The following is a 23,532-nucleotide window of genomic DNA, read 5'->3' as shown; positions in this document are numbered from 1 at the left end:
CTACCTGCATCAGTTTTTATTTTAGGTTGGTAAAGGATATTATTAGTGTTTCATGATGATTTGTGCTCCAGGAGCGAGACTCCTACAGACGCTTTAGTGCCGAGGAGGCTTCCCGGACCTCCTGCGGAAAGCGAAGTACCTGGAGCACAAATTAACAGTAAACTATCAGACAGCCTTCCTTTATATGGTGAGTCTAACTCCTCAATCGTAATGTTCTTGTCTTTTTCGCTGCTTATCTCTATAATTGTGAGAGGATTTTACATTTAACATAGTACTTAATTTACTGATAATAGATGTATTTATATTTGAGGAGTGAACGAAATGGCGTTAACAGCTGGAATAGTAGGATTACCGAACGTCGGTAAGTCTACGTTATTTAATGCAATCACACAGGCTGGTGCTGAATCAGCAAACTATCCATTCTGTACCATCGATCCAAACGTAGGAATTGTAGAAGTACCAGATCACCGCTTAACCAAACTAACGGAACTTGTGCAGCCGAAAAAAACAGTTCCGACTGCTTTTGAATTCACCGATATCGCTGGGATTGTAAAAGGGGCAAGTAAAGGCGAAGGGTTAGGAAATAAATTCCTATCACATATCCGTCAAGTTGACGCGATTTGTCAAGTAGTTCGCTGCTTTGCAGATGATAATATTACCCACGTATCGGGGAAGGTTGATCCACTCTCGGATATTGAAGTCATTAATTTGGAATTAATTTTAGCTGACATGGAATCTGTTGAAAAAAGAATTGGCCGTGTAGAAAAATTAGCTAAGCAAAAGGACAAAGAGGCGGCAGCTGAGTTTGAAGTACTAGCCATGCTTCGTGAAGCTTTTGAAAATGAAAAGCCAGCTAGAACAGTTGAATTTACTGAAGAACAATTAAAAATTGCAAAAATGCTCCATCTCCTAACCATTAAGCCCGTTCTTTATGTAGCAAATGTTGGCGAAGATGATGTTGCTGATCCATCAGAAAATGAATATGTACAAAAAGTTCGTGAGTTTGCTGCAGCAGACAATGCTGAAGTAATCGTTGTATGTGCGAAAATTGAAGAAGAAATTGCTGAACTTGAAGGCGAAGAAAAACAAATGTTCCTAGAAGAGCTAGGAATTGAAGAGTCAGGACTTGACCAATTAATTCGCGCTGCTTACAATCTGTTAGGACTTGCTACTTACTTCACAGCAGGAGTGCAAGAAGTACGTGCATGGACATTCCGTCATGGAATGAAAGCTCCTCAGTGTGCCGGAATTATTCACTCCGATTTCGAACGTGGATTTATCCGCGCAGAAACGGTTGCTTATGATGATCTATTAGCAGCAGGAAGCCAAAATGCTGCAAAAGAAGCCGGAAAAGTCCGCCTAGAAGGCAAAGAATACCTAGTAAAAGACGGTGACGTCATCCACTTCCGCTTTAATGTGTAAAAGGTGACAGGCACCGCCAGATATTTGTTGAAAGGCTCTGCATAAATGTGGAGCCTTCTACTTTTTTAAGAAAGTGTTTTTGACGAAAAAAACACTTTCCAGTGAAGGTCATTGCTTTTCCTGAACACATGTGCTATAATTTCAACTTGTGAGTAATTAATAATTGCTCCTTGCCCATATGGGCCGTTTAGACCAAAAGGAGGTGACTGTGATGAATAAGTACGAAATCATGTACATCATCCGCCCAAATATTGAAGATGAAGCTAAAAAAGCTCTAGTTGAGCGTTTTAACACAATTCTTCTTGAAAACGGTGCGGAAACTGCTGAAACAAAAGAATGGGGTAAGCGTCGTCTTGCATACGAAATCAACGATTTCCGTGACGGATACTACCAAATTGCTAAAATTACATCTTCAGCTGATGCAGTAACAGAATTTTCTCGTCTTGCAAAAATCAGCGAAGATATCATTCGCCATCTCGTAATTAAAGAAGAAGCTTAATATAAATTTCTGGTACTAAATGTTTCACATGAAACATTTCACAGAAGAAAAGGAGTTGATTCTGATGATGAATCGTGTCGTACTTGTTGGCCGTTTAACAAAAGATCCTGATTTGCGCTATACGCCGAATGGGGTTCCTGTAGCTACTTTCACTTTAGCTGTTAATCGTCCATTTTCTAGTCAGTCAGGTGAGCGTGAAGCAGATTTCATTAACTGTGTTGTTTGGCGCAAACCTGCTGAAAATGTGGCGAACTTCTTAAAGAAGGGTAGTCTTGCAGGTGTTGATGGCCGCATTCAAACCCGCAACTATGAAGGACAAGATGGTAAACGCGTCTATGTTACTGAAATCCAGGCAGAAAGCGTTCAGTTCTTAGAACCTAAAAACGCATCTGGCGGTGGCGGCGGTGGAAGAAGCGACAACGATTATTTCGGTACTCCTCCACGGGAACCACAAGGTAATCCCTATGGCAGCGGCAACGGAAATCAGAATCAACGCCCAAACCAAAACCAAACTCAAAATCAAAATAGCAACAAAGGTTACACAAGAATGGACGAGGATCCATTTGCTGGCAACGGACAAATTGACATCTCTGATGACGATTTACCGTTCTAAATCAACCTTAAATCAAACTTGAATATAAAAAAATGATAAAGGAGGGAATTTTCATGGCAGGAGGACGTAAAGGCGGTCGCGCAAAACGCCGTAAAGTGTGTTACTTCACTTCTAACGCAATCACAAAGATTGATTATAAAGAAGTGGATTTACTTAAGAAATTCATCTCTGAGCGTGGAAAGATTTTACCACGTCGTGTAACTGGTACTAGCGCTAAATATCAGCGTAAATTAACAGTTGCAATCAAACGTGCACGTCAAATGGCATTATTACCATTCGTTGCAGGTGAATAATAAAAGAGAGGCAGCAGGGAATTCACCCATGCTGCCTTTTATTTTTGTTTCCTTTGGTTAAAGTTGTATACTAGTACTATTCTGGCTAAAATTAAAGATAGGTGTAAAGAATTTAGAGGTGAAGTAGTGAAAAATACAAAAAAACTAACAGAGGGCGCTATTCTGTTAGCAGTCTTCGCTGTACTATTGTTAATAACTATTTATGTCCCAGTAATTGGAATGGTTGTTAATTTATTTTTAGCAATACCGTTTATCATATTTGCCGCAAAAAATGATGGGAAAAGCATTGTTGTCTTTATGATTGCCTCTTTGTTCCTTTCTGTGATAGTGGGATCCATTCTATCATTGCCATTAGGACTTGCGTATGGAACAACAGGTGCAGTAATTGGATATCTTATACAATTGAAAAAGGGCAGGATTTCCATTTTGATTGTTGGATCGCTTGTTTTCTTAATTAACATTATCATCATCTATGCAGCCTCTACGGTCATTTTTAACGTTAATATGATTGATGAAATGTTCGTAACGATGAATGAGTCAATAAAAACTTCAGCAGAACTGCTGAAAAACTTTGGTAATTCAGAAGAGACAGAGAAGGCTATCGAACAAATGGTTAAAGGTATTGCCTTATTAGAAACCCTGCTCCCTACTCTTATTGTGATGGCTTCCATTTCTGTAGTTTTTGTTATTCAATTAGTGTCCTTTCCAATTATTAAGCGTTTTGGAATTGAGGTTAAAAAATGGAATTCAGTAAAAGAAATTACATTACCAAAAAGCTTACTTTGGTATTATTTAATTACATTACTGTTAAGCATGTTCTTAAATCCTGAGGAAGGTACATATGTATATACTGCACTGTTAAATCTCACCTATATCCTTCAATTCTTCATGATTGTGCAAGGGTATACCTTTATGTTTTACTTCTTTAGTAAAAAAGGAATGTCCAGAGCAGTCTCTATAACAATCGCGATTGTCTCATTCCTAATACCTATTTTCCTTTATATTATTGCGATATTAGGTATAATTGACTTAGGATTTGATTTGAGAAATAAGCTTTAATTAAGCATGATCACTAAGGCTAGGAGCTGAAAACTTTGCCTGCATTTATAGAAAAGCGTTCGATTCGTTACCCTTTTTATGGGCTGTTGGGCATTACAGTGGTGTTGCTGATTGTATTGTCTATTTATAATTGGATTATTGGTCTAGCAGGGCTGTTAGTGATTGGTATCCCGCTGTACTATATGTTCGAGATTGATCGCCGTCAACGTAAAGAGATGGAAGAATATATCTCAACTCTTTCTTATCGTGTGAAAAAAGTCGGGGAAGAAGCCCTGATGGAAATGCCGATTGGGATTATGCTTATTAATGAAGAATATTTTATTGATTGGGCCAATCCATTCTTATCTTCTTATTTTGATGAAGATACCCTTCTTGGAAGGTCCTTATATGATGTGGCAGACTCCCTGGTCCCGTTAATCAAGCAAGAAGTAGAAACAGAGATTATAACTCTTCATAGCAGGAAGTTTCGTGTAATCCATAAGCCTGAGGAGCGACTATTATACTTTTTTGATGTGACAGAACAAACAAAAATTGAAAAAATGTATCACGATGAAAGAACCGTCATTGCTATCATCTTTTTAGATAATTATGATGAACTAACCCAAGGCATGGATGACCAAATGCGCGGTAGTATTAATAATATGGTAACGTCTACCCTGAATAGATGGGCTCAAGACAATGGGATTTTTCTAAAAAGAATCTCTTCTGAAAGGTTTATTGCCGTATTTAGTGAAGGGATCTTGAACAGTCTTGAAAAGGCAAAATTCTCTGTCCTTGATGAAGTACGTGAAATGACGTCAAAACAAAATGTCTCATTTACACTGAGTATTGGCGTAGGTGCTGGAACGGCCTCCCTTCCTGAACTAGGTGTCCTAGCGCAATCAAGCCTTGATTTAGCCTTAGGAAGAGGCGGAGACCAAGTTGCTATTAAACAGCCGAATGGAAAGGTGAAGTTCTTTGGCGGTAAAACAAATCCAGTGGAAAAAAGGACGAGAGTGAGAGCACGAGTCATCTCTCATGCTTTAAAGGATTTGATTACCGCGAGTGATAAGGTCATCATTATGGGACATAGGAATCCTGATATGGATTCAATTGGTTCAGCCATTGGTATTCATAAAGTTGCTCAAATGAATCAAAAGGATGCCTACATTGTGATTAACCCTTTAGAGATTGATGGAGCGGTTCAAAGGCTGATGGAGGAAATCCGGCATCAGGAAGAACTTTTTTCTCACTTCATTGGTCCGGAGGAAGCGCTTGAGATTTCAACTGATAAAACACTGCTAGTGGTTGTGGATACCCATAAACCAGCACTCGTGATTGAAGAACGTTTGTTAAACAAAATAGACCATGTCGTCGTCATTGACCATCACCGTCGCGGAGAAGAATTTATTGATAATCCAGTTCTTGTTTATATGGAACCATATGCTTCGTCAACATCAGAGCTGGTCACAGAATTCCTTGAGTATCAGCCAAAACGCGGTAAAATAGAAATGATTGAGGCGACAGCATTACTCGCTGGTATTGTTGTCGATACTAAGAGTTTTACACTTAGAACAGGTGCAAGAACCTTCGATGCTGCCTCTTATTTAAGGGGGCAAGGTGCAGACACCATCCTCGTGCAAAAGTTCTTAAAGGAAAGCATTGATATCTATATAAAGAGAGCAAAATTAATTGAGTCCGTAGAATTTTACTATGATGGGATTGCCATTGCTAAGGGAGACGAAATTGAAACATTTGACCAGGTGATTATCGCTCAGGCAGCAGACACCCTGTTAACGATGGATGGCGTCTCAGCCTCATTCGTCATTTCAAAGCGCAACGAAGAAATGGTTGGGATTAGTGCTAGATCTTTAGGTAATGTAAATGTCCAAATCATCATGGAAAGCCTCTCAGGCGGCGGACACTTGACCAATGCAGCTACACAGCTTAGTGGAATCACAGTAGAAGAAGCAGAAAAGCAATTAAAGCTTGCAATAGAAGATTATCTTGAAGGTGGGAATAAATAATGAAAGTCATTTTTCTAAAGGATGTAAAAGGTAAAGGGAAAAAAGGTGAAGTCAAGAATGTGGCAGATGGTTATGCACATAACTTCCTAATTAAACAAGGCTTAGCTATTGAAGCAAGCAGTGCAAATATCAGTACACTTGAGGGTCAGAAGAAAAAGGAAGATAAGCGTGCTGCAGAAGAGTTAGAAGAAGCGAAGAAGTTAGGTGAAGTTTTGGGGAATATTACCGTTGAACTTTCCGCTAAAGCTGGTGAAGGCGGCAGATTGTTTGGTTCCATTACGACGAAGCAAATTGCGGAAGAACTACAAAAGAAACACGGCATTAAGATTGATAAGCGCAAAATGGAGCTTCCTGATGCCATTCGCTCACTCGGACATACAAAGGTTCCAGTAAAGCTGCATCACGAGGTTTTAGCCACTTTAACTGTGTCTGTAAAAGAAGTAAATTAATTTCCAGTTCAAAAATAAAGGAAACATGTTAAAATAAAAAAGTTGAGCAAGATGTGAATGTGATCGGTATGAGCTGGTCACTTTTCCTTTTTATGGATATTATAAGATATATAATACTATTAAAATATCATCCTTCTTTTCTAGAATAGGAGGTTATAAAATATATGAATGATTTATTCGCAGATCGTCTACCCCCGCAAAATATAGAAGCTGAACAAGCAGTCCTAGGTGCAATTTTTTTAGAGCCTTCTTCCTTAACGGTGGCCTCGGAAATTTTAATTCCAGAAGACTTCTATCGAGCAGCACATCAAAAGATCTTTGATGTTATGCTTAAGTTGAACGACAGAGGGAAAGCAGTCGACTTAATTACCGTAACCGAAGAGTTGGCAGCAGCCAAGTTATTAGAAGATACGGGCGGTGTTAGTTATTTAAGTGAGCTTGCAGGGTCAGTACCAACAGCAGCCAATATAGAATATTACGCGAACATTGTAGGGGAGAAATCATTACTTAGAAGATTAATCCGTACTGCAACTAATATTGCTACCGACGGTTACTCTCGTGAGGATGAAGTCGATGCCCTATTAAGTGAAGCGGAAAAAAGCATTATGGAAGTGGCACAGCGTAAAAACGCCGGCGCCTTCCATAACATCAAGGACGTACTCGTTCGTACCTATGACAATATTGAAGAAATGCACAATCGTGTTGGGGAAATTACCGGTATTTCAACTGGGTTTGCCGAGCTTGACCGAATGACAGCAGGCTTTCAGCGAAATGACTTAATTATTGTTGGTGCCCGTCCTTCCGTGGGTAAAACGGCCTTCGCTTTGAATATTGCTTCGAATGTCGCGACAAAAACAGGTGAAAATGTTGCAATTTTCAGTCTAGAGATGGGTGCTGAGCAGCTTGTCATGCGTATGCTTTGTTCTGAAGGAAATATCGATGCCCAGCGGCTTCGTACCGGATCTTTGACGGACGAGGACTGGGGCAAGCTAACGATGGCTATGGGCAGCCTTTCGAACTCAGGTATCTTTATTGATGATACACCAGGGGTTCGTATTAGTGATATTCGGTCAAAATGCCGCCGTCTTCAGCAGGAACATGGCTTAGGGATGATTTTGATTGACTATCTACAGCTAATCTTAGGCAGCGGTCGTGCTGGCGAAAACCGTCAACAGGAAGTATCAGAAATCTCTCGTTCCCTTAAGCAGTTAGCCCGTGAGCTGAAGATACCGGTTATCGCTCTTTCTCAGCTTTCCCGTGGTGTTGAGCAGCGTCAAGATAAACGTCCGATGATGTCCGATATCCGTGAATCAGGATCGATTGAGCAGGATGCCGATATCGTAGCCTTTTTGTATCGTGATGACTACTATGACAAAGAATCTGAGAACAAGAATATCATTGAAATCATTATTGCTAAGCAGCGTAACGGGCCAACTGGAACAGTTTCGCTAGCGTTCGTAAAAGAATACAATAAATTCGTAAACCTCGAAACCCGGTACGACGGTGCTCCGGGTGCATAGAGTTTTGGAAAGCTGGCCAAGGATTTTATCTTGGCTGGCTTTTTTTATCGGAGGATAAGATAGCAGCATCCAGAAGAAGCGTCAGATTACCGTTATGAAGGAAAAAGGGTTTAGCGGTAACCAGGGGAAGCGTCAGATTACCGTTATGAAGGAAAAAAGGGTTTAGCGGTAACCAGGGTAAGCGTCAGATTACCGTTATGAAGGAAAAAAGGGTTTAGCGGTAACCAGGGTAAGCGTCAGATTACCGTTATGAAGGAAAAAAGGGTTTAGCGGTAACCAGGGTAAGCGTCAGATTACCGTTATGAAGGAAAAGAGGGTTTAGCGGTAACCAGGGTAAGCGTCAGATTACTGTTATGAAGGAAAAAGGGTTTAGCGGTAACCAGGGTAAGCGTCAGATTACCGTTATGAAGGAAAAAGGGGTTTAGCGGTAACCAGAAGAAGCGCCTGATTACCGTTAGGAAGGAAAAAAGGGTTTAGCGGTAACCAGGGGAAGCGTCAGATTACCGTTATGAAGGAAAAAGGGGTTTAGCGGTAACCAGAAGAAGCGTCAGATTACCGTCGTAAGTGAAAAATAGTTACGAAGGTAATCTGAAAGATTATTAAAAATTTTAATGTGTTATTTATCTTCATAAACAATATAATTAGCTGTCTTGCTATGTCCCACTAGTTTAAAATTACTAGATAATATTCTCCTAATTGTCTTTTTTGATTTAACAATTGAACACCAGTCGTGAATAATGTCAGTTGTTACTAATTGGTCAGGAAAGAGGAACATAAACTCTTTTACACTCCTCAAAACAGCAGAATCAACTTCCTCCAAGGTACTACAAGTACCACATATTAACTTATTCCTAACTCGTTGAGTATAAAACGAATAACACTTCGGACAAATTATCCCTTTCCGCAACTGATCATAGCTATAAGGCGGCATACACGGTTGTTGTACTATATGCATGGAAATTATTTGCTCAGCTAATTCAAGGTATTTATCTGAGAGTTTAACAGGTCTAGAATTTAATTTTTTCATAAAGCGATTGAGTTGGGCAGGAAAGATAATTTTAGGATTAATAGAGGTTTGATACAAATGAAATTCTGGGTGTATGAAGATTAAGTGGGATTCTATTGGATAATGGCAACCAAGGCTATGTAACAACTTGCTTAGCAGGATTTCGCAACGATTCAACTGGTGCAGTGGATTTTGCACTTTAAGGTTAGTTTCGGTGGACCAATTTTCTCCATTGTCCGTGTAGTCGCCTTCATAATTCTTTACGTCTAAAAGGTGGATTTTTTCATAGGTAAAAATAAGTGTGTCGATTTGGAATTTAGATTGATTGTATTCGAGGAGTAAATCGTGGAGGACAATCCATTCATCTGAAAGATCCTGAAGCCATATATCGCTTTTTTTCTCACCTTCGTATCCTTTTTTTAAGGTTTGGTACCTCCAAAAGTCTGTATCAGATAATGCCATCCGTGAAGATAAGTACTTAAAAAAGATAAGTTCTAATGGTTCTAGGCGTTTTCTATTAATCATATTCCACTTCCTTTCTTAGTAGAAACTTCAAACTAATCATATGTAAAATTACCCATTTTTACAAGTAGGATATTACTAGATTAGTATAATAATGTTTTACGAACATATTTTAATATATTGGTATAAATTGTTCGTGTTTTATTGACTTTTACCCCTAATAATTGTTAAACTTGTCTATGGAAAAGGAAAAGTGTATTTATTTTGGAGGTGCCTTTAATGTCATCAGTAGTGGTTGTTGGTACACAATGGGGAGACGAAGGAAAAGGTAAAATTACTGATTTTCTTTCTGAGAATGCAGAGGCTATCGCTCGTTATCAAGGTGGTAATAATGCAGGTCACACGATTAAGTTTGATGGTGAAACATATAAGCTTCATCTAATTCCATCCGGGATTTTTTATAAAGAAAAAATATGTGTTATTGGCAACGGTATGGTTGTTGATCCAAAGGCACTTGTAACAGAATTAGCGTATTTACATGAAAAGGGGATTTCAACTGATAACCTTCGCATAAGTAACCGTGCACATGTAATCCTTCCGTACCATTTGAAATTAGATGTAGTAGAAGAAGAGAGCAAAGGTGCCAACAAGATCGGTACAACGAAAAAAGGTATTGGCCCTGCTTATATGGATAAGGCAGCACGCGTGGGAATTAGAATTGCTGATTTACTTGAACGCGACGTTTTTGAGGAGAAGTTAGAGCAAAACCTTAAAGAAAAGAATCGTCTGTTTGAACGTATTTATGAAACAACAGGATTTACAAAAGAAGAAATCCTCGATGAATACTATGAATATGGTCAGCAATTTAAACAGTATGTTTGCGATACATCGGTTGTACTGAACGATGCCCTGGATGAGGGTAAGCGCGTTTTATTTGAAGGTGCTCAAGGTGTCATGCTGGATATCGACCAGGGTACTTACCCATTTGTTACCTCTTCTAACCCAGTAGCAGGCGGGGTTACCATTGGTTCGGGTGTTGGTCCTTCTAAAATTAGCCATGTAGTTGGTGTTTGTAAGGCTTATACATCTCGAGTTGGTGATGGTCCTTTCCCGACTGAACTATTTGATGAAATCGGCAGTCAAATTCGTGAGGTTGGCCGTGAATATGGGACAACAACAGGTCGTCCGCGTCGTATTGGCTGGTTTGATAGTGTGGTTGTGCGTCATGCTCGTCGTGTCAGCGGATTAACTGACCTTTCACTCAATTCCATTGATGTATTATCTGGGATTGAAGCTCTGAAGATTTGTACGGCCTATCGCTATAAGGGTGAGCTTATTACAGAATATCCTGCGAGTTTAAAGGTTCTTGCCGAGTGCGAGCCTGTTTATGAAGAGCTTCCAGGTTGGTCTGAGGATATTACAGGAGTTAAGACCTTAGATGAATTGCCTGAAAATGCCCGTCATTATGTTGAACGTGTTACACAGCTTACAGGAATTCCTTTGACTACATTTTCTGTCGGTCCGGACCGCAATCAAACAAACGTTGTCCGCAGCCCTTGGAGACAGATCTAATTATATTAGCCCTCTAATTCGAGGGCTTTTTATTTTTATTAAAAGTTTTTTTAAAAAAACTATTGCCTAATAACAATCACCGTGATATTATAAAAAGCGTCGTCACAAACGAGGCAGTTTAGTACGAGTCGCTGCTTGCATAAGCATTCTGAGGTGTGGACGTCTAACGCAAAATTTAGGGAACATTTCAAAGTACGAGCCATTAGCTCAGTTGGTAGAGCACGACCGAGTAAGCTTCGATGAGTAGCTTCAGCGTACACGCCGAGCCGCTGCTTGCATAAGCATTCTGAGGTGTGGACGTCTAACGCAAGATTTAGGGAACATTTCAAAGTACGAGCCATTAGCTCAGTTGGTAGAGCACGTCCGAGTAAGCTTCGATGAGTAGCTTCAGCGTACACGCCGAGCTGCTGCTTGTATAAGCATTCTGAGGTGTGGACGTCTAACGCAAAATTTAGGGAACATTTCAAAGTACGAGCCATTAGCTCAGTTGGTAGAGCATCTGACTTTTAATCAGAGGGTCGAAGGTTCGAATCCTTCATGGCTCACCATTTAGTTTTAAAGTATGTATGGCCCCTTGGTCAAGTGGTTAAGACACCTCCCTTTCACGGAGGTAACACGGGTTCGAATCCCGTAGGGGTCATTGGCAATTGGTTGTTGGCAAGCGACTGGCAAGCCCGGTTGTCTTGCTGATGACTGATATCTAAACTTTAGGTCTGGTAGTTCAGTTGGTTAGAATGCCTGCCTGTCACGCAGGAGGTCGCGGGTTCGAGTCCCGTCCAGACCGCCATTTTTATTGATATAGCTCAGTAGCTCAGTCGGTAGAGCACGTCCGAATAAGCTACATTGAAAATGCACCAGCGTAATCATCGAGCTGCTGCTTGAATAAGCTTTCTGAGATGAGGACGAAGGTATGACCACCTTCGAGGTTTAGGAAACAATTTATCTTATGGCTCAGTAGCTCAGTCGGTAGAGCACGTCCGAATAAGCTACATTGAAAATGCATCAGCGTACTCATCGAGCTGCTGCTTGAATAAGCTTTCTGAGATGAGGACGAAGGTATGACCACCTTCGAGGTTTAGGAAACAATTTATCTTATGGCTCAGTAGCTCAGTCGGTAGAGCAAAGGACTGAAAATCCTTGTGTCGGCGGTTCGATTCCGTCCTGAGCCATCCAAAAGAAGCTTACAATTGTAGGCTTCTTTTTTTGTTACTATTGTAATGATTTTGTAATAAAAAGAGTAGGGAATTTGTCGGATGTATACGTGGTGTGATTCAATTTGTATTATTCAGTTGCCTTCTTTGGTAATAGGGGAAAATGTTGATAAAATAAGGATTTCTTACTAGATTCAGCTACAAAATAAGGTCGAAAGTATCGATCTATTTCTACTATAATTGTAGAAAAATGTCAGGTATTATACATTTTTGTTACATTATAAAGACTAATCGTCATATTTCTATATTTTATGATATTGTTATAGAGGATAAAAAAGAGGGAAATTTCTTTTGTAGATAATACGAACTAGATTAAGAGAGTTGTTTCCGTAGTTTAGGAGGATTCCAATGTTATTTTTTAATAAAGGAAATAAATCAAGTAAATTAACGAAAAAACGATCTTTAAAGATGACGGTTATGTCGGCCATTGCTGCATCTACTATTGCATTAAGTGGCATCACTGCCAGTGCAGCGGCAAGCTTTAAATTAACAACTGTCTTTCATGTTTATCTAAATGATTCTTTTATTGGAACCGTTTCAGATAAAGAGGTAGTTCAAGAGATTCTTGACGAGAAACTAGTTGAATTAAAAGAAACGTATAAAAATATGGATTTACAAATAGGTTCAGATATTGAGTACATCGCTGAACAAGTTTTCCATTCAACAGCCAATAATCAACAAGCCAGCAGAAACCTTGAGAGTGCTATTCAGCTACAAGCAGAAGCTGCTGCTATTGTCATTGACGGAGAAGCAGTTGCCTACCTTGACAGCAAATCAACTGCAGATCAAGTAATTAGAACTTTAAAGCTACAATATGTAACTGAAGATGAATTAACAGATCTTGAGAATAGACAAGCTGAAGTTACTACTGACTTACCCGCTTTATCAGAAAATCAAACTCGTTTAATAGACGTTAGATTATCTAAGGAAGTTTCAATTTTAGAAGAAAAAGTTTCCCCAGATAAAATGATGACAATTGATGAAGTAGTAACGCTTTTACAAAAAGGCACATTGGAAGAAAAGAAATATACGGTTCAAGAGGGCGATGTCTTAGGAACGATCGCGAATGGACATGGATTAAAGTTAGTTGACTTTCTAGCATTAAATCCAGAACTAAATGAAGATTCCGTTTTGAAGATTGGTCAAGAAGTTAACGTGACTGCATATGAGCCGCTAATTGAGATTATCGTAGATAAAGAAGTTAACCAATTAGAGGAAATTCCTTATGCGAATGAAGTAGAAGAAGATGCAGCCATGCCTAAAGGTGATTCAAAAGTGAAACAGCAAGGACAAAATGGTTCTAAGTCTGTTACTTACATGATCTCACAACAAAATGGAACAACTACTACAAAAACTGTAACAAACGAACAGGTAGTACAAGAACCTGTAAATCATATCCTTATTAAGGGAACAAAGGTAATTCCATCTCGTGGCAGCGGTACCCTAGCTTGGCCGGCAGTTGGCGGCTACATTTCTAGTCAAATGGGTTATCGTTGGGGAAGAATGCATAAGGGAATTGATATTGCTAGGCCAAGTAATCGTTCTATTCTAGCGGCAGACAACGGAGTAGTAGTTTCAGCTGGATATGACGGAGGTTACGGAAATAAAATTGTTATTGACCATCAAAATGGTATTCGTACCCTTTATGCACATTTAGCTTCGATTAACGTAAGTGTGGGACAAACTGTTTCTAAAGGTTCAACGATTGGTGTTATGGGATCAACTGGAGATTCAACTGGAATACACTTACATTTTGAAGTGTTTAAAGACGGTGTAAACCAAAATCCACTTTCTTATGTAAGTAGATAAGTTTTTTATAAAAAAGAGTCTCTAGCACTGATAGAGACTCTTTTCTTGTTAAAAACTACTAATAGATGAATTCAATTAGATTACATGGTAAAGTAATCTAGAGTAGATATGCCTTTTTATCCCGCATTAACGGGCAGTAAGACCCCCATCTCAAGGCTATGAGAAAAAACAAGAATTCCTAAATAAGGGTTAACTGCCCGTAAAAGCCCGATAAGTTCAACTAACCATCAGTGGGGGATGAAGAAAACCTCCGCTGATAGAAGTTTCACATTATCAATGTTATCAATAGATTATACAATTAAAGGAGCAATGGGTATGGAAAAAAAGATTCTAGTAGTGGATGATGAAAAACCGATTGCGGATATTTTGCAATTTAATTTAAAGAAGGAAGGCTTTGATGTTTACTGTGCATATGACGGAAACGAAGCACTTTCTATGGTGGAGTCTATACAGCCAAATCTAATACTTCTTGATATTATGCTTCCACTAAGAGATGGTATGGAAGTCTGCCGTGAAGTACGAAAAAAATATGATATGCCGATTATTATGCTGACTGCAAAGGATTCGGAGATCGATAAAGTTTTAGGTCTAGAGCTAGGTGCAGATGATTATGTAACGAAACCGTTTAGCACAAGAGAATTAATTGCAAGAGTAAAAGCGAATCTTCGTCGTCATCAACTGGTGGCTTCACAGCCTGATGCCGAGTCTGATACAAATGAAATTGAAGTGGGTTCCCTTACTATCCATCCAAATGCATATGTGGTTTCAAAACGCGGAGAGACGATTGAGTTGACGCATCGTGAATTTGAATTATTATACTATTTAGCAAAGCATATTGGACAAGTAATGACGAGAGAACATTTACTGCAAACTGTATGGGGCTATGACTATTTTGGCGATGTCCGTACGGTTGATGTAACGGTTCGCCGATTACGTGAGAAAATCGAAGATAACCCAAGTCATCCTACCTGGATTGTGACGCGAAGAGGGGTTGGATACTATCTGCGGAATCCAGAGCAGGAGTAATTTCCTTTATGAATAAAGTTAGTTTTTTTCGTTCCATCCACGTAAAGTTTGTCATTATTTATGTGTTGCTTATTTTAGTGGCAATGCAGATTATTGGTGTGTATTTTGTCCGGCAGCTTGAAGAAACACTACGGACTAATTTTCAAACAGCCTTAAAAGAACGTGTGAACCTTCTAGCTTATAATGTCGTTGAAGAAATGGAAAAAAAGCGAACGGAAGAGGACCCTATACTGGAGGAAGACATAAGAAAAATACTTCGAGACTTCGTTTCTGAAGACATTTCTGAAGTGAGGGTGATAGACAGCAGATCTCGAAAGATCTTAGGAACATCGATGCTTAATCAAGCTGTTGTGGGACAGCGGACAACCGAACTTAGGATTACCCAGTCCATTAATTTAGAGGAAGATCAAAGTAATATATTAATTGATCCCCAAAGTGGAAAACGAATTTGGGTGCTTTCTACACCGATTAAATCTGGCGGTAAAGTAATTGGAGCGATTGACTTAGTTGCAAAAATAGAAAATGTTTTTGTTCAAATGAAAACAATCAACAAGATTTTTACTACTGGAACGGCGATTGCATTAGGAATTACAGCTATTCTTGGGATTTTATTGGCGCAAACGATTACCAGGCCGATCGCGGATATGAAAAAGCAAGCCTTAGCGATGGCAAAAGGAAACTTCTCCCGAAAAGTTAAAGTTTATGGCCATGATGAAATAGGGACGCTTGCAATCACCTTCAATAACTTAACAAAAAAGCTTCAAGAGGCACAGGCAATGACGGAGGGTGAAAGAAGAAAGCTCTCATCTGTCTTGTCTTATATGACAGATGGTGTAATCGCAACAGACCGTAAAGGGCGGGTCATCTTAATCAATGAACCTGCAGCAGAAATGCTGGATGTTTCACGTGAAACAGTCCTCTCACAGCCTATTGTTGAACTATTAGGATTAACGGACACTAATATCTTTGAAGATCTATTGGAGGAAAAGGACTCGTTAATTTTAGATTACAGCACGAAAAAAGAACCCTATATTCTAAGGGCAAACTTCTCTGTTATTCAAAAAGAGACAGGTTTTGTTAATGGTTTAATAGCAGTTCTTCATGATATTACCGACCAGGAGAAAATTGATGCGGAAAGAAGAGAGTTTGTTGCCAATGTATCTCATGAGTTAAGAACACCTTTAACGACGATGAGAAGCTACTTAGAAGCATTAGCAGATGGTGCATGGAAAGATGAAGAGATCGCACCGAATTTTCTAGAGGTGACTAGAACAGAAACCGAGCGAATGATTCGTCTCGTAAATGCTTTGCTTCAGCTATCTAAAATGGACAGCACTGACTACCATCTTTCCAAAGAGTGGGTGAACTTTGTTGAGTTCTTCCACCGGATTATCGACCGTTTAGAAATGGCGAAAGAACAAAATGTAAGCTTTAAAAGGTTATTGCCTTCGCATGCTATTTTTGTAGAAATTGACGAGGATAAGCTGACACAAGTTCTTTATAATATTATTTCGAATGCGTTGAAATACTCACCTGAAGGCGGTTTAGTTACTTTCTCTATAACTGAAGAGGAAGATAAAATAACCGTTAGCATAACTGACGAGGGTGTGGGAATTCCAAAAGAGAATATAGGTAAGATTTTTGACCGTTTTTATCGAGTTGATAAAGCAAGAACCCGAAAGTTGGGCGGAACGGGTCTAGGACTGGCAATAGCAAAAGAAATGGTCTTGGCTCACGATGGTGCCATTTGGGCAAAAAGTGAAGAAGGAAAAGGGACGCAAATATCCTTTTCATTACCGTACGAGCAAGCTGAAGAGGAAGAATGGTCATGAAATATGAAAATATAAAATCAATAATCCTAACAGTTCTCATCTTGATTAGTATAGTGCTAACCTGGAGTCTCTGGACGTTCCAGCCGAATTATGACACGATGGAAAGCAGTAATTATGTTGCTGAAATTTCAGTTAGTGAAAAGCAAGAATTGCATAAGATTATCCGACCTGATCTAGCTTTATTCCATATAAAAGATAGACATCACGGGACCACTAATAGTGAAGACCTTTCGCAAATAATGAAAGAGATCAAAAGCTGGTCGTTTTATGATGTGAAAAATGTATCGGATAGAATAGATAACATGAATGAACTAATGCATGGCAGCGGCAATGTTGAAATTGTTTTTCCTGGGGAGATTCCGATTGAGCTTTACCGAGGTGTCTTAAAATTTGAAGAGAAAAAGATTCCTTCTTTTAACTTTAACCGAATTATTATCAATGTGGACCACGTTGATAAGGAAAATGGTACGGTTTATTTTGTTTCTACTGAATCAAACCAAGTATATATGAGCCATATTTCCACGCCATATATCAATGAATTTAACCGCAGCCACTTTAAAAATGCAGATGCCTTCCCAAAATATTTTCCATATGAAGCTACGTCTCAGCGAACAGTATTTATACCTGAAGGTGAGCAAGAATTGTTGGTGTATAAATATCTGCCGGCTGTCTTAAATGCAGAGGAATTTAAAGAGGCGCTTTTTAATGATCCTAGTTTTGTTCAAAAAAGCCCAGTTCCTAACGGTGAAGAATATACAGATGTATCCAGTAAAATGACAATCGATGATGAAAGTAATATGCTACTTTACGTGAATCCAACGGTTGAAAGTAAGTACTATGCCAGTACCTACGAGCTTGTAAAGCGAAGTATTGACTTTATTAATGAACATGGGGGATGGACAGACCCATACCGTTATGTTGCAAAAGATGAGTATAATCATTCGGTTACTTTCCGTTTATACAGTTTGGATGGTTTTCCTGTTTTCAATGAAAGAGGATTATCGGAAATCGAAGAGGTATGGGGCAGAGATGAAATTAGTAAGTATGAGAGGCCCAACATTTCTCTAGAGCTCCCATTATTATCAGAAATGGAATATACCATGCTTCCATCTGGCTCTAAGGTTTTGGAGTTTTTACAAAGTCGGAGTAACTTTAAGCCAGAGTTACTAGAACGGATTACTTTAGGGTATAGGATGGAACGGGATAAGGATGCAAATCAAGTGATTCTCTTAGCACCCGCTTGGTTCTACCTCTATGATCAATCATGGGGACAAATCACGGACGAAGACCTGGGGGGATTGTTACGTGGACTGGAGTAAAATTAAAACCATTTTTATCATAACTTTTTTGATTTTAGATGTTTATCTGTTATTTCAGTTCATGAAAATAAGGGATGCAAATAAGTACGAGTATGTTACGGAAGCTTCCATTGAGGACAAGTTGAAGGTGGATGAGATTCAAATTGGAGAACTGCCTAAGGCAACGATTAAGCATCCATACCTTAGTGCAAAACCAAAAACCTTCACGAAAAGTGATCTTGCTAAGTTAAAGGGGCAAACAGCTTTAATAAAGGAACCTAGTGCTGTTTTACAGATGGAGCTTGAAAAGCCAGTACAGCTTAGTTTGAAGTTTGAGCCATCAGAGCTTTCTACTTTTATTAAAGAAAATATTATCCATGGGGATCAGTATCAGTTCTGGGAAAAGAACGAGCAGGAGAATACGATTATCTACTTTCAACAATATGAATATATGACCCTTTATAAAAATATCAGCGGCATGCTTACCTTTCATCTTAATAGTGATGACCAAATTGTTTACTATGAGCAAACTTATTTAGGGGAGATTGAAAAGCAAGCAGCTAAAGGGGATATTCTTTCTCCGCTGAAAGCAATTGAAACACTGCATCAAAAAGGAGAACTGAAACCGAAAAGCAAGATTACCAAAATTGAACTAGGATACTCAACCTTGATTCAACTGGCGGCTTCACAAGCCCTAGCACCTACATGGCACTTTGTCGTCGATGATCAACAGAGTCTATTTGTGAATGCATTTGAAGGACAGATTATTCAATTTGACAGCAAGGAAAATACGGATGTGGAGTGAAAAAAATGTGTCTAAGATATAGCATTTTAGCTAGTGGGAGTACGGGAAATTCTTTGTACGTAGAGTCAGATGAACACTCCTTTCTTGTTGACGCTGGATTTAGCGGAAAGCAAATGGAGTCTCTTTTTCAACAAATAGACCGTGATATAAGCAAATTGTCAGGGATTTTCGTTACACATGAACACAGTGATCATATAAAAGGAATTGGGGTATTAGCACGTAAGTATAAGCTGCCTGTGTATGCAAATGAAAAAACATGGCAGGCAATGGACAGGTTAGTTGGCGAGATTCCAACAGAGCAAAAGTTTATTTTTCAAACTGAAACGGTTAAAAGCTTTGGCAGTACCGATATTGAATCCTTTGGAGTATCGCATGATGCTGCTGAGCCGATGTTTTATGTTTTCCACCATTCCGGAAAAAAAATCGTTCTCATTACCGATACGGGCTATGTAAGTGACCGGATGAAGGGGATCATTTCTAATGCCGATACCTATATTTTCGAGTCAAACCATGATGTTCAGATGCTGAGAATGGGACGTTATCCTTGGAATATAAAACGACGGATTCTTAGTGATCTCGGCCATGTTTCCAACGAAGATGCGGCTGTTGCAATGAGTGAAGTAATCGGTGATAAAACCAAGAAAATCTATCTTGCTCATTTAAGTATGGATAACAATATGAAGGACTTAGCAAAAATGGCGGTGTCTCAAACGCTTCAAAGTCAGGGTGTTATTGTTGGAGAACAATTTGACCTGTATGACACCGATCCGAAAATACCCACCGTACTAACAGCTGTATAATAGGCAAAAATTAGAGTAAAGAGCCTTCGGGTATCTTTACTCATTTTATTTTATGGTATCACCTGCGGAAAGCAAAGTGCATGGAGCGTAAATAAACTGGATAATTTATTACAGCCTTTCTTTAATAAAGGTTGTGTTAAAGGATACTGTTGGTTTAAGAACCTGTTGATTGGAATGGAAGGCGCTTGACTCCAGCGGGATGTACGAGCTGAGTGAGACCCCGCAGGTGCGAAGCTGAAGCTGTAATAGGCTCACGGGCGAGCCCGCGGAAAGCATAGCGCCTGGAGTGCAAATCAACAGCCTAGTTGAACAAAGCCTTAATAAAAAAGTGAACAAATTGGTAGGCTTTTCAAGAATAGCTGTTATTTTTTATAAATTTCTGATTGAAAGAGTATAATCAATAGTATAAGGCAAAATAGATTTTAGCAGCTTTTTTAAAGGGAGGAGCATGGTGCAATGGGATATTATGATGATCACTCACCTGGGCGACAGAAGGAGCAAAAAGGTAATCGAGGTGGGTTTTTTCTAGCTAGTATTGTAGGTGCAATTTTAGGTGCTATGTTAGTTGTTATTTCAATTCCGTCATTGTCTAATCAAGGATTTCTATCCTACAATGTTCAGCCAAACCAAAGTCCCACCGCAGGAACAAACAACCAAGAAGGTGCCATCCACCGACAGATTGGTTATGATGTAAATACTGACATCACGGCGGCAATTGATAAAGCAGCGGATGCAGTAGTAGGAATCAATAATATTCAAACGACTAACTTTTGGTCAGATGGAGAAAATGCTGAGGCAGCTGGAACAGGTTCTGGTGTCATTTATAAAAAATCTGGCGATAAAGCCTATGTAGTGACAAACCAGCATGTTGTTGAAGGCGCTACCCAGTTAGAAGTAACGTTAAACGATGGAACAAAGATTCCAGCCAAACTGCTGGGTGGGGATATATGGACTGACTTAGCGGTTCTAGAAATAGATGCAGGTCATGTTACAAAAGTTGCGGAGTTTGGCAACTCTGATACTCTAAAGATGGGTGAGCCGGTAATGGCGATTGGGAACCCACTTGGAACAACCTTCTCAGGATCAGTGACGCAAGGGATTATCTCTGGAATCAACCGGACCATACCAGTTGATATTAACATGGATGGACTAATTGATTGGCAGGCAGAGGTGTTGCAAACAGATGCAGCGATTAACCCTGGTAATAGCGGTGGCGCACTAGTTAATATTGCGGGACAAGTTATCGGTATTAATTCAATGAAAATTGCACAAGAAGCAGTTGAAGGAATTGGCTTATCAATTCCGATTAATTATGCTTACCCAATTATTAATGATTTAGAGCAGCACGGTGCTGTAAGACGACCGTATATGGGCGTTGATTTGAAATCAGTATCTGAAATTCCTGGTTATTATCAAGAGGAAGCCCTTAAACTTCCACGTGAAGTTACGTACGGAGTGGCACTTCGTCAAGTAGTGCCAAACTCACCAGCACAGCAGGCAGGATTAAAGGAGCTAGATGTAATTGTTGAAATGGATGGCGAGAAAATCGAAGACGTCATCGCTTTACGAAAGCATCTGTATCAGAAGAAGAAAATCGGCGACCAAATGGAAGTGAAATTCTATCGTGAGGGTAAGCTGATGGAAACAACGATGAAATTGGGTCAAGACCAATCATAAAATGAACCTTCCATTAATGGGGGTCATACTGCCCGTTAATGAGGGATAAAAGTGCAAATGGCTGCAGAAAGGTTACATTCCCTTTCTGCTTTTTTGTGGTATAGTATGGTATTGTATTGGCTGTATGCAGGCTGTTTTTGAAGTAAATAATAAGGGTAAATAGTGATTAAGGGGGATTTCGTTTGATTTATTGTTGCGATGAACATGTTGACCTCGCCCTAGAATCAGTGTTAGATGAATTTGAAACCTTTCCGAGTTTATCAAAAGTGGGTGTGGATAACTTATCAACAGGCTGTGAATACTGCACAAATGCAGCAACATATATTGTGGGGAACAAATGATTCCATACAAGATGTGGATAAAAATTGTGGACATGTGGATAACTCCTGTGGATATCTTGTTTGTAAGCTGTTTGTAATCATAAAAAAAGGGTTGTGGATTGTGAATATCTCAATTGTCACGGTTGGCAAATTAAAAGAAAAATACCTAAAACAGGGAATTGATGAATATTTAAAAAGGCTGTCCGCTTACGCGAAGGTTGATATTGTCGAGGTTGCAGACGAAAAAGCACCCGAAGTATTAAGTGAAGCCGAAATGGTTCAAGTGAAGCAAAAAGAGGGAGAAAGAATTTTAGCAAAGATTAGCCAGGATACATATGTCATTGCCTTGGCGATTCAAGGGAAAATGCAATCGTCGGAGGAACTAGCAGAATCAATAGATAAACTTGCGACTTACGGTAAAAGTAAGCTTGCTTTTGTCATTGGGGGATCGTTAGGACTGAGTGACGAAGTGATAAAAAGGTCAAATGAGCAGCTATCCTTTTCAAAAATGACATTTCCACATCAGTTGATGAAGCTGATATTGGTCGAGCAAATATATCGAGCATTTCGGATTAATCGCGGTGAACCGTACCATAAGTAAATGAGGTTTTTATATACAATATTGATTGCGAAAAAACTTTTTGAAGGATGACAAGATGAAAAAAGATGTCACTGTAACGGTAAAGAGCAAGTTTGTAAATAAATATAAAACTGGATATCCGCTTATATCAAAGGAAGCCATAATTAATTTGAACGATGTTACTGAAGAAGGAACCATAATCCGTCTCGTTGATGAAAAGAATAATTTCATAGCAAAGGGCTATTTTGGCAAACAAAACAAAGGTTACGGTTGGGTTCTTAGTAGAAACAAGAATGACCAGATCGACCAAGGATTTTTTGCGAATAAATTGAGAGATGCGATCAACTATAGAGAGCCGTTTTTTAATAATCCCGATACCAATGCCTTCAGAGTAGTAAATGGCGAAGGTGATGGATTAGGTGGATTGACGATAGAGTACTTTGATGGCTACTATTTAATCAACTGGTATAGCAAAGGAATATACCGTTTTCGGGAGTATATTATTAATGCTCTGAAAGAATTGACTGAGTTTAAAGCGATTTACCAAAAGAAAAGATTTGATGTCAGCGGAAAATATATTGAAGAAGATGACTTTGTAGCGGGAGAAAGAGGAACCTTCCCGATTATCGTAAAAGAAAATGGAGTAAATTTCGCTGTTTACTTAAATGAAAGTGCGATGGTTGGTGTATTTTTAGATCAAAGAGACGTAAGAAAGAAAATCCGGGATGCTTATGCGGAAGGAAATAAAGTACTGAACACCTTTTCCTACACAGGAGCGTTTTCAGTATTTGCAGCCTTAGGAGGCGCCGATAAAACGACAAGTGTGGATTTAGCAAATAGAAGCTTAAACAAGACCATTGAGCAGTTTAGTTTGAACGGGATAGATTATCACTCACAAAATATCATTGTAGAAGACGTGTTCAATTACTTTAAGTATGCGGTGAAAAAGCAGCTGAAATTTGATATGGTTATACTGGATCCCCCAAGCTTCGCAAGGTCAAAGAAGATGGTATTTAGCGCTGAAAAGGACTACAAAGATCTTTTAAAGGAAGCTATTGCCATAACAGAGGATGAGGGGATTATTGTAGCTTCTACCAATTCTAGTGCTTTTAATATGAATAAATTTAAAGGTTTTATTGATCAGGCATTTAGAGAAACAAACAGGAAATATCAGATAGTTGAGGAATTTTCCCTTCCGAAAGACTTTAAAACAATAAACGAATTTCCAGAGGGCAGCTACCTTAAGGTTGTGTTTATAAAGAATTTGCATTAG

The 23,532-nt window shown here is 39.2% G+C and carries 20 protein-coding genes and 4 tRNA genes; 23 read left to right on the top strand and 1 reads right to left on the bottom strand.

Annotated elements, in window-relative coordinates:
• Positions 1–321 precede the first annotated feature (321 nt).
• The 8 genes from ychF to dnaB all read left to right on the top strand — a co-directional run bounded on the left by ychF (position 322) and on the right by dnaB (position 7,861).
• Positions 322–1,422: a redox-regulated ATPase YchF gene (ychF, locus tag BTR25_RS05730; RefSeq protein ID WP_075687005.1), complete on the top strand. Its 1,101-nt coding sequence runs from the start codon at positions 322–324 to the stop codon at positions 1,420–1,422.
• Positions 1,423–1,633: 211 nt separating this feature from the next.
• Positions 1,634–1,921, top strand: a complete 288-nt coding sequence (gene rpsF, locus BTR25_RS05725; protein WP_075687003.1) for a 30S ribosomal protein S6 — start codon at positions 1,634–1,636, stop codon at positions 1,919–1,921.
• A 64-nt stretch (positions 1,922–1,985) separates the two neighbouring features.
• Positions 1,986–2,534: a single-stranded DNA-binding protein gene (ssb, locus tag BTR25_RS05720; protein ID WP_075687001.1), complete on the top strand. Its 549-nt coding sequence runs from the start codon at positions 1,986–1,988 to the stop codon at positions 2,532–2,534.
• A 53-nt stretch (positions 2,535–2,587) separates the two neighbouring features.
• The gene (rpsR, locus tag BTR25_RS05715; protein ID WP_075686999.1) at positions 2,588–2,827 is read left to right on the top strand and encodes a 30S ribosomal protein S18; all 240 of its coding nucleotides are present in this window, start codon (positions 2,588–2,590) and stop codon (positions 2,825–2,827) included.
• Positions 2,828–2,953: 126 nt separating this feature from the next.
• Entirely contained in the window at positions 2,954–3,886 is a 933-nt protein-coding gene (locus BTR25_RS05710; RefSeq protein WP_075686997.1) for a YybS family protein, read from the top strand.
• Between the two features lie 35 nt (positions 3,887–3,921).
• Positions 3,922–5,892, top strand: a complete 1,971-nt coding sequence (locus BTR25_RS05705; RefSeq protein ID WP_075686995.1) for a DHH family phosphoesterase — start codon at positions 3,922–3,924, stop codon at positions 5,890–5,892.
• Positions 5,892–6,341 carry a 50S ribosomal protein L9 gene (gene rplI, locus BTR25_RS05700; RefSeq protein WP_075686994.1) on the top strand — a complete coding sequence of 150 codons (450 nt, stop codon included), beginning with the start codon at positions 5,892–5,894 and terminating at the stop codon, positions 6,339–6,341. Before BTR25_RS05705 ends, rplI begins: the two co-directional genes overlap by 1 nt.
• Before the next feature lie 164 nt (positions 6,342–6,505).
• On the top strand, positions 6,506–7,861 hold the full coding sequence (dnaB, locus tag BTR25_RS05695) for a replicative DNA helicase (RefSeq protein ID WP_075686992.1): 1,356 nt from the start codon (positions 6,506–6,508) through the stop codon (positions 7,859–7,861).
• A 616-nt stretch (positions 7,862–8,477) separates the two neighbouring features.
• Here dnaB and BTR25_RS05690 read toward each other — a convergent pair.
• On the bottom strand, positions 8,478–9,392 hold the full coding sequence (locus tag BTR25_RS05690; protein WP_075686990.1) for a nuclease-related domain-containing protein: 915 nt from the start codon (positions 9,390–9,392) through the stop codon (positions 8,478–8,480).
• 216 nt (positions 9,393–9,608) lie between these two features.
• Between BTR25_RS05690 and BTR25_RS05685 the strand changes: the two genes are divergently transcribed.
• From BTR25_RS05685 to BTR25_RS05615, 15 genes are all read left to right on the top strand, one after another.
• Positions 9,609–10,901 (top strand): adenylosuccinate synthase, encoded by a 1,293-nt coding sequence (locus BTR25_RS05685; RefSeq protein ID WP_075686988.1) that lies wholly within the window; start codon positions 9,609–9,611, stop codon positions 10,899–10,901.
• Positions 10,902–11,373: 472 nt separating this feature from the next.
• Positions 11,374–11,449, top strand: a tRNA-Lys gene (locus tag BTR25_RS05680).
• Positions 11,450–11,469: 20 nt separating this feature from the next.
• A tRNA-Glu gene (locus BTR25_RS05675) sits at positions 11,470–11,541 on the top strand.
• 70 nt (positions 11,542–11,611) lie between these two features.
• Positions 11,612–11,688 (top strand) — tRNA-Asp (locus BTR25_RS05670).
• Between the two features lie 309 nt (positions 11,689–11,997).
• Positions 11,998–12,070: transfer RNA gene (locus tag BTR25_RS05665), tRNA-Phe, on the top strand.
• A gap of 390 nt (positions 12,071–12,460) precedes the next feature.
• Positions 12,461–13,921, top strand: a complete 1,461-nt coding sequence (locus BTR25_RS05660; protein WP_075686986.1) for a peptidoglycan DD-metalloendopeptidase family protein — start codon at positions 12,461–12,463, stop codon at positions 13,919–13,921.
• Between the two features lie 315 nt (positions 13,922–14,236).
• Positions 14,237–14,947 carry a response regulator YycF gene (gene yycF / locus BTR25_RS05655; protein WP_075687086.1) on the top strand — a complete coding sequence of 237 codons (711 nt, stop codon included), beginning with the start codon at positions 14,237–14,239 and terminating at the stop codon, positions 14,945–14,947.
• A gap of 8 nt (positions 14,948–14,955) precedes the next feature.
• Entirely contained in the window at positions 14,956–16,779 is a 1,824-nt protein-coding gene (walK, locus tag BTR25_RS05650) for a cell wall metabolism sensor histidine kinase WalK (RefSeq protein ID WP_075686984.1), read from the top strand.
• A complete protein-coding gene (locus BTR25_RS05645) occupies positions 16,776–18,098 on the top strand; it encodes a YycH family regulatory protein (protein WP_075686982.1) in 1,323 nt (440 codons plus the stop codon). The genes walK and BTR25_RS05645 overlap by 4 nt, the downstream gene beginning before the upstream one ends.
• Positions 18,085–18,882 (top strand): two-component system regulatory protein YycI, encoded by a 798-nt coding sequence (locus tag BTR25_RS05640; protein ID WP_075686980.1) that lies wholly within the window; start codon positions 18,085–18,087, stop codon positions 18,880–18,882. The genes BTR25_RS05645 and BTR25_RS05640 overlap by 14 nt, the downstream gene beginning before the upstream one ends.
• Positions 18,883–18,887: 5 nt before the next feature.
• Positions 18,888–19,682: an MBL fold metallo-hydrolase gene (locus tag BTR25_RS05635; protein WP_075686978.1), complete on the top strand. Its 795-nt coding sequence runs from the start codon at positions 18,888–18,890 to the stop codon at positions 19,680–19,682.
• A gap of 456 nt (positions 19,683–20,138) precedes the next feature.
• Entirely contained in the window at positions 20,139–21,359 is a 1,221-nt protein-coding gene (locus BTR25_RS05630; protein WP_075686976.1) for a S1C family serine protease, read from the top strand.
• Positions 21,360–21,541: 182 nt separating this feature from the next.
• The gene (locus BTR25_RS05625) at positions 21,542–21,700 is read left to right on the top strand and encodes a CxxH/CxxC protein (protein ID WP_075686974.1); all 159 of its coding nucleotides are present in this window, start codon (positions 21,542–21,544) and stop codon (positions 21,698–21,700) included.
• 100 nt (positions 21,701–21,800) lie between these two features.
• Positions 21,801–22,280, top strand: a complete 480-nt coding sequence (gene rlmH, locus BTR25_RS05620) for a 23S rRNA (pseudouridine(1915)-N(3))-methyltransferase RlmH (RefSeq protein ID WP_075686972.1) — start codon at positions 21,801–21,803, stop codon at positions 22,278–22,280.
• 55 nt (positions 22,281–22,335) lie between these two features.
• Positions 22,336–23,532, top strand: coding sequence for a class I SAM-dependent rRNA methyltransferase (locus BTR25_RS05615; RefSeq protein ID WP_075686970.1), 1,197 nt, complete (start codon positions 22,336–22,338; stop codon positions 23,530–23,532).

The organism is Bacillus sp. MRMR6 (genome assembly GCF_001940785.1).
Classification (GTDB): domain Bacteria; phylum Bacillota; class Bacilli; order Bacillales; family Cytobacillaceae; genus Neobacillus.
The sequence above is the reverse complement of the archived record's forward strand: the minus strand, read 5'-3'. Positions and strand labels throughout refer to the sequence as shown.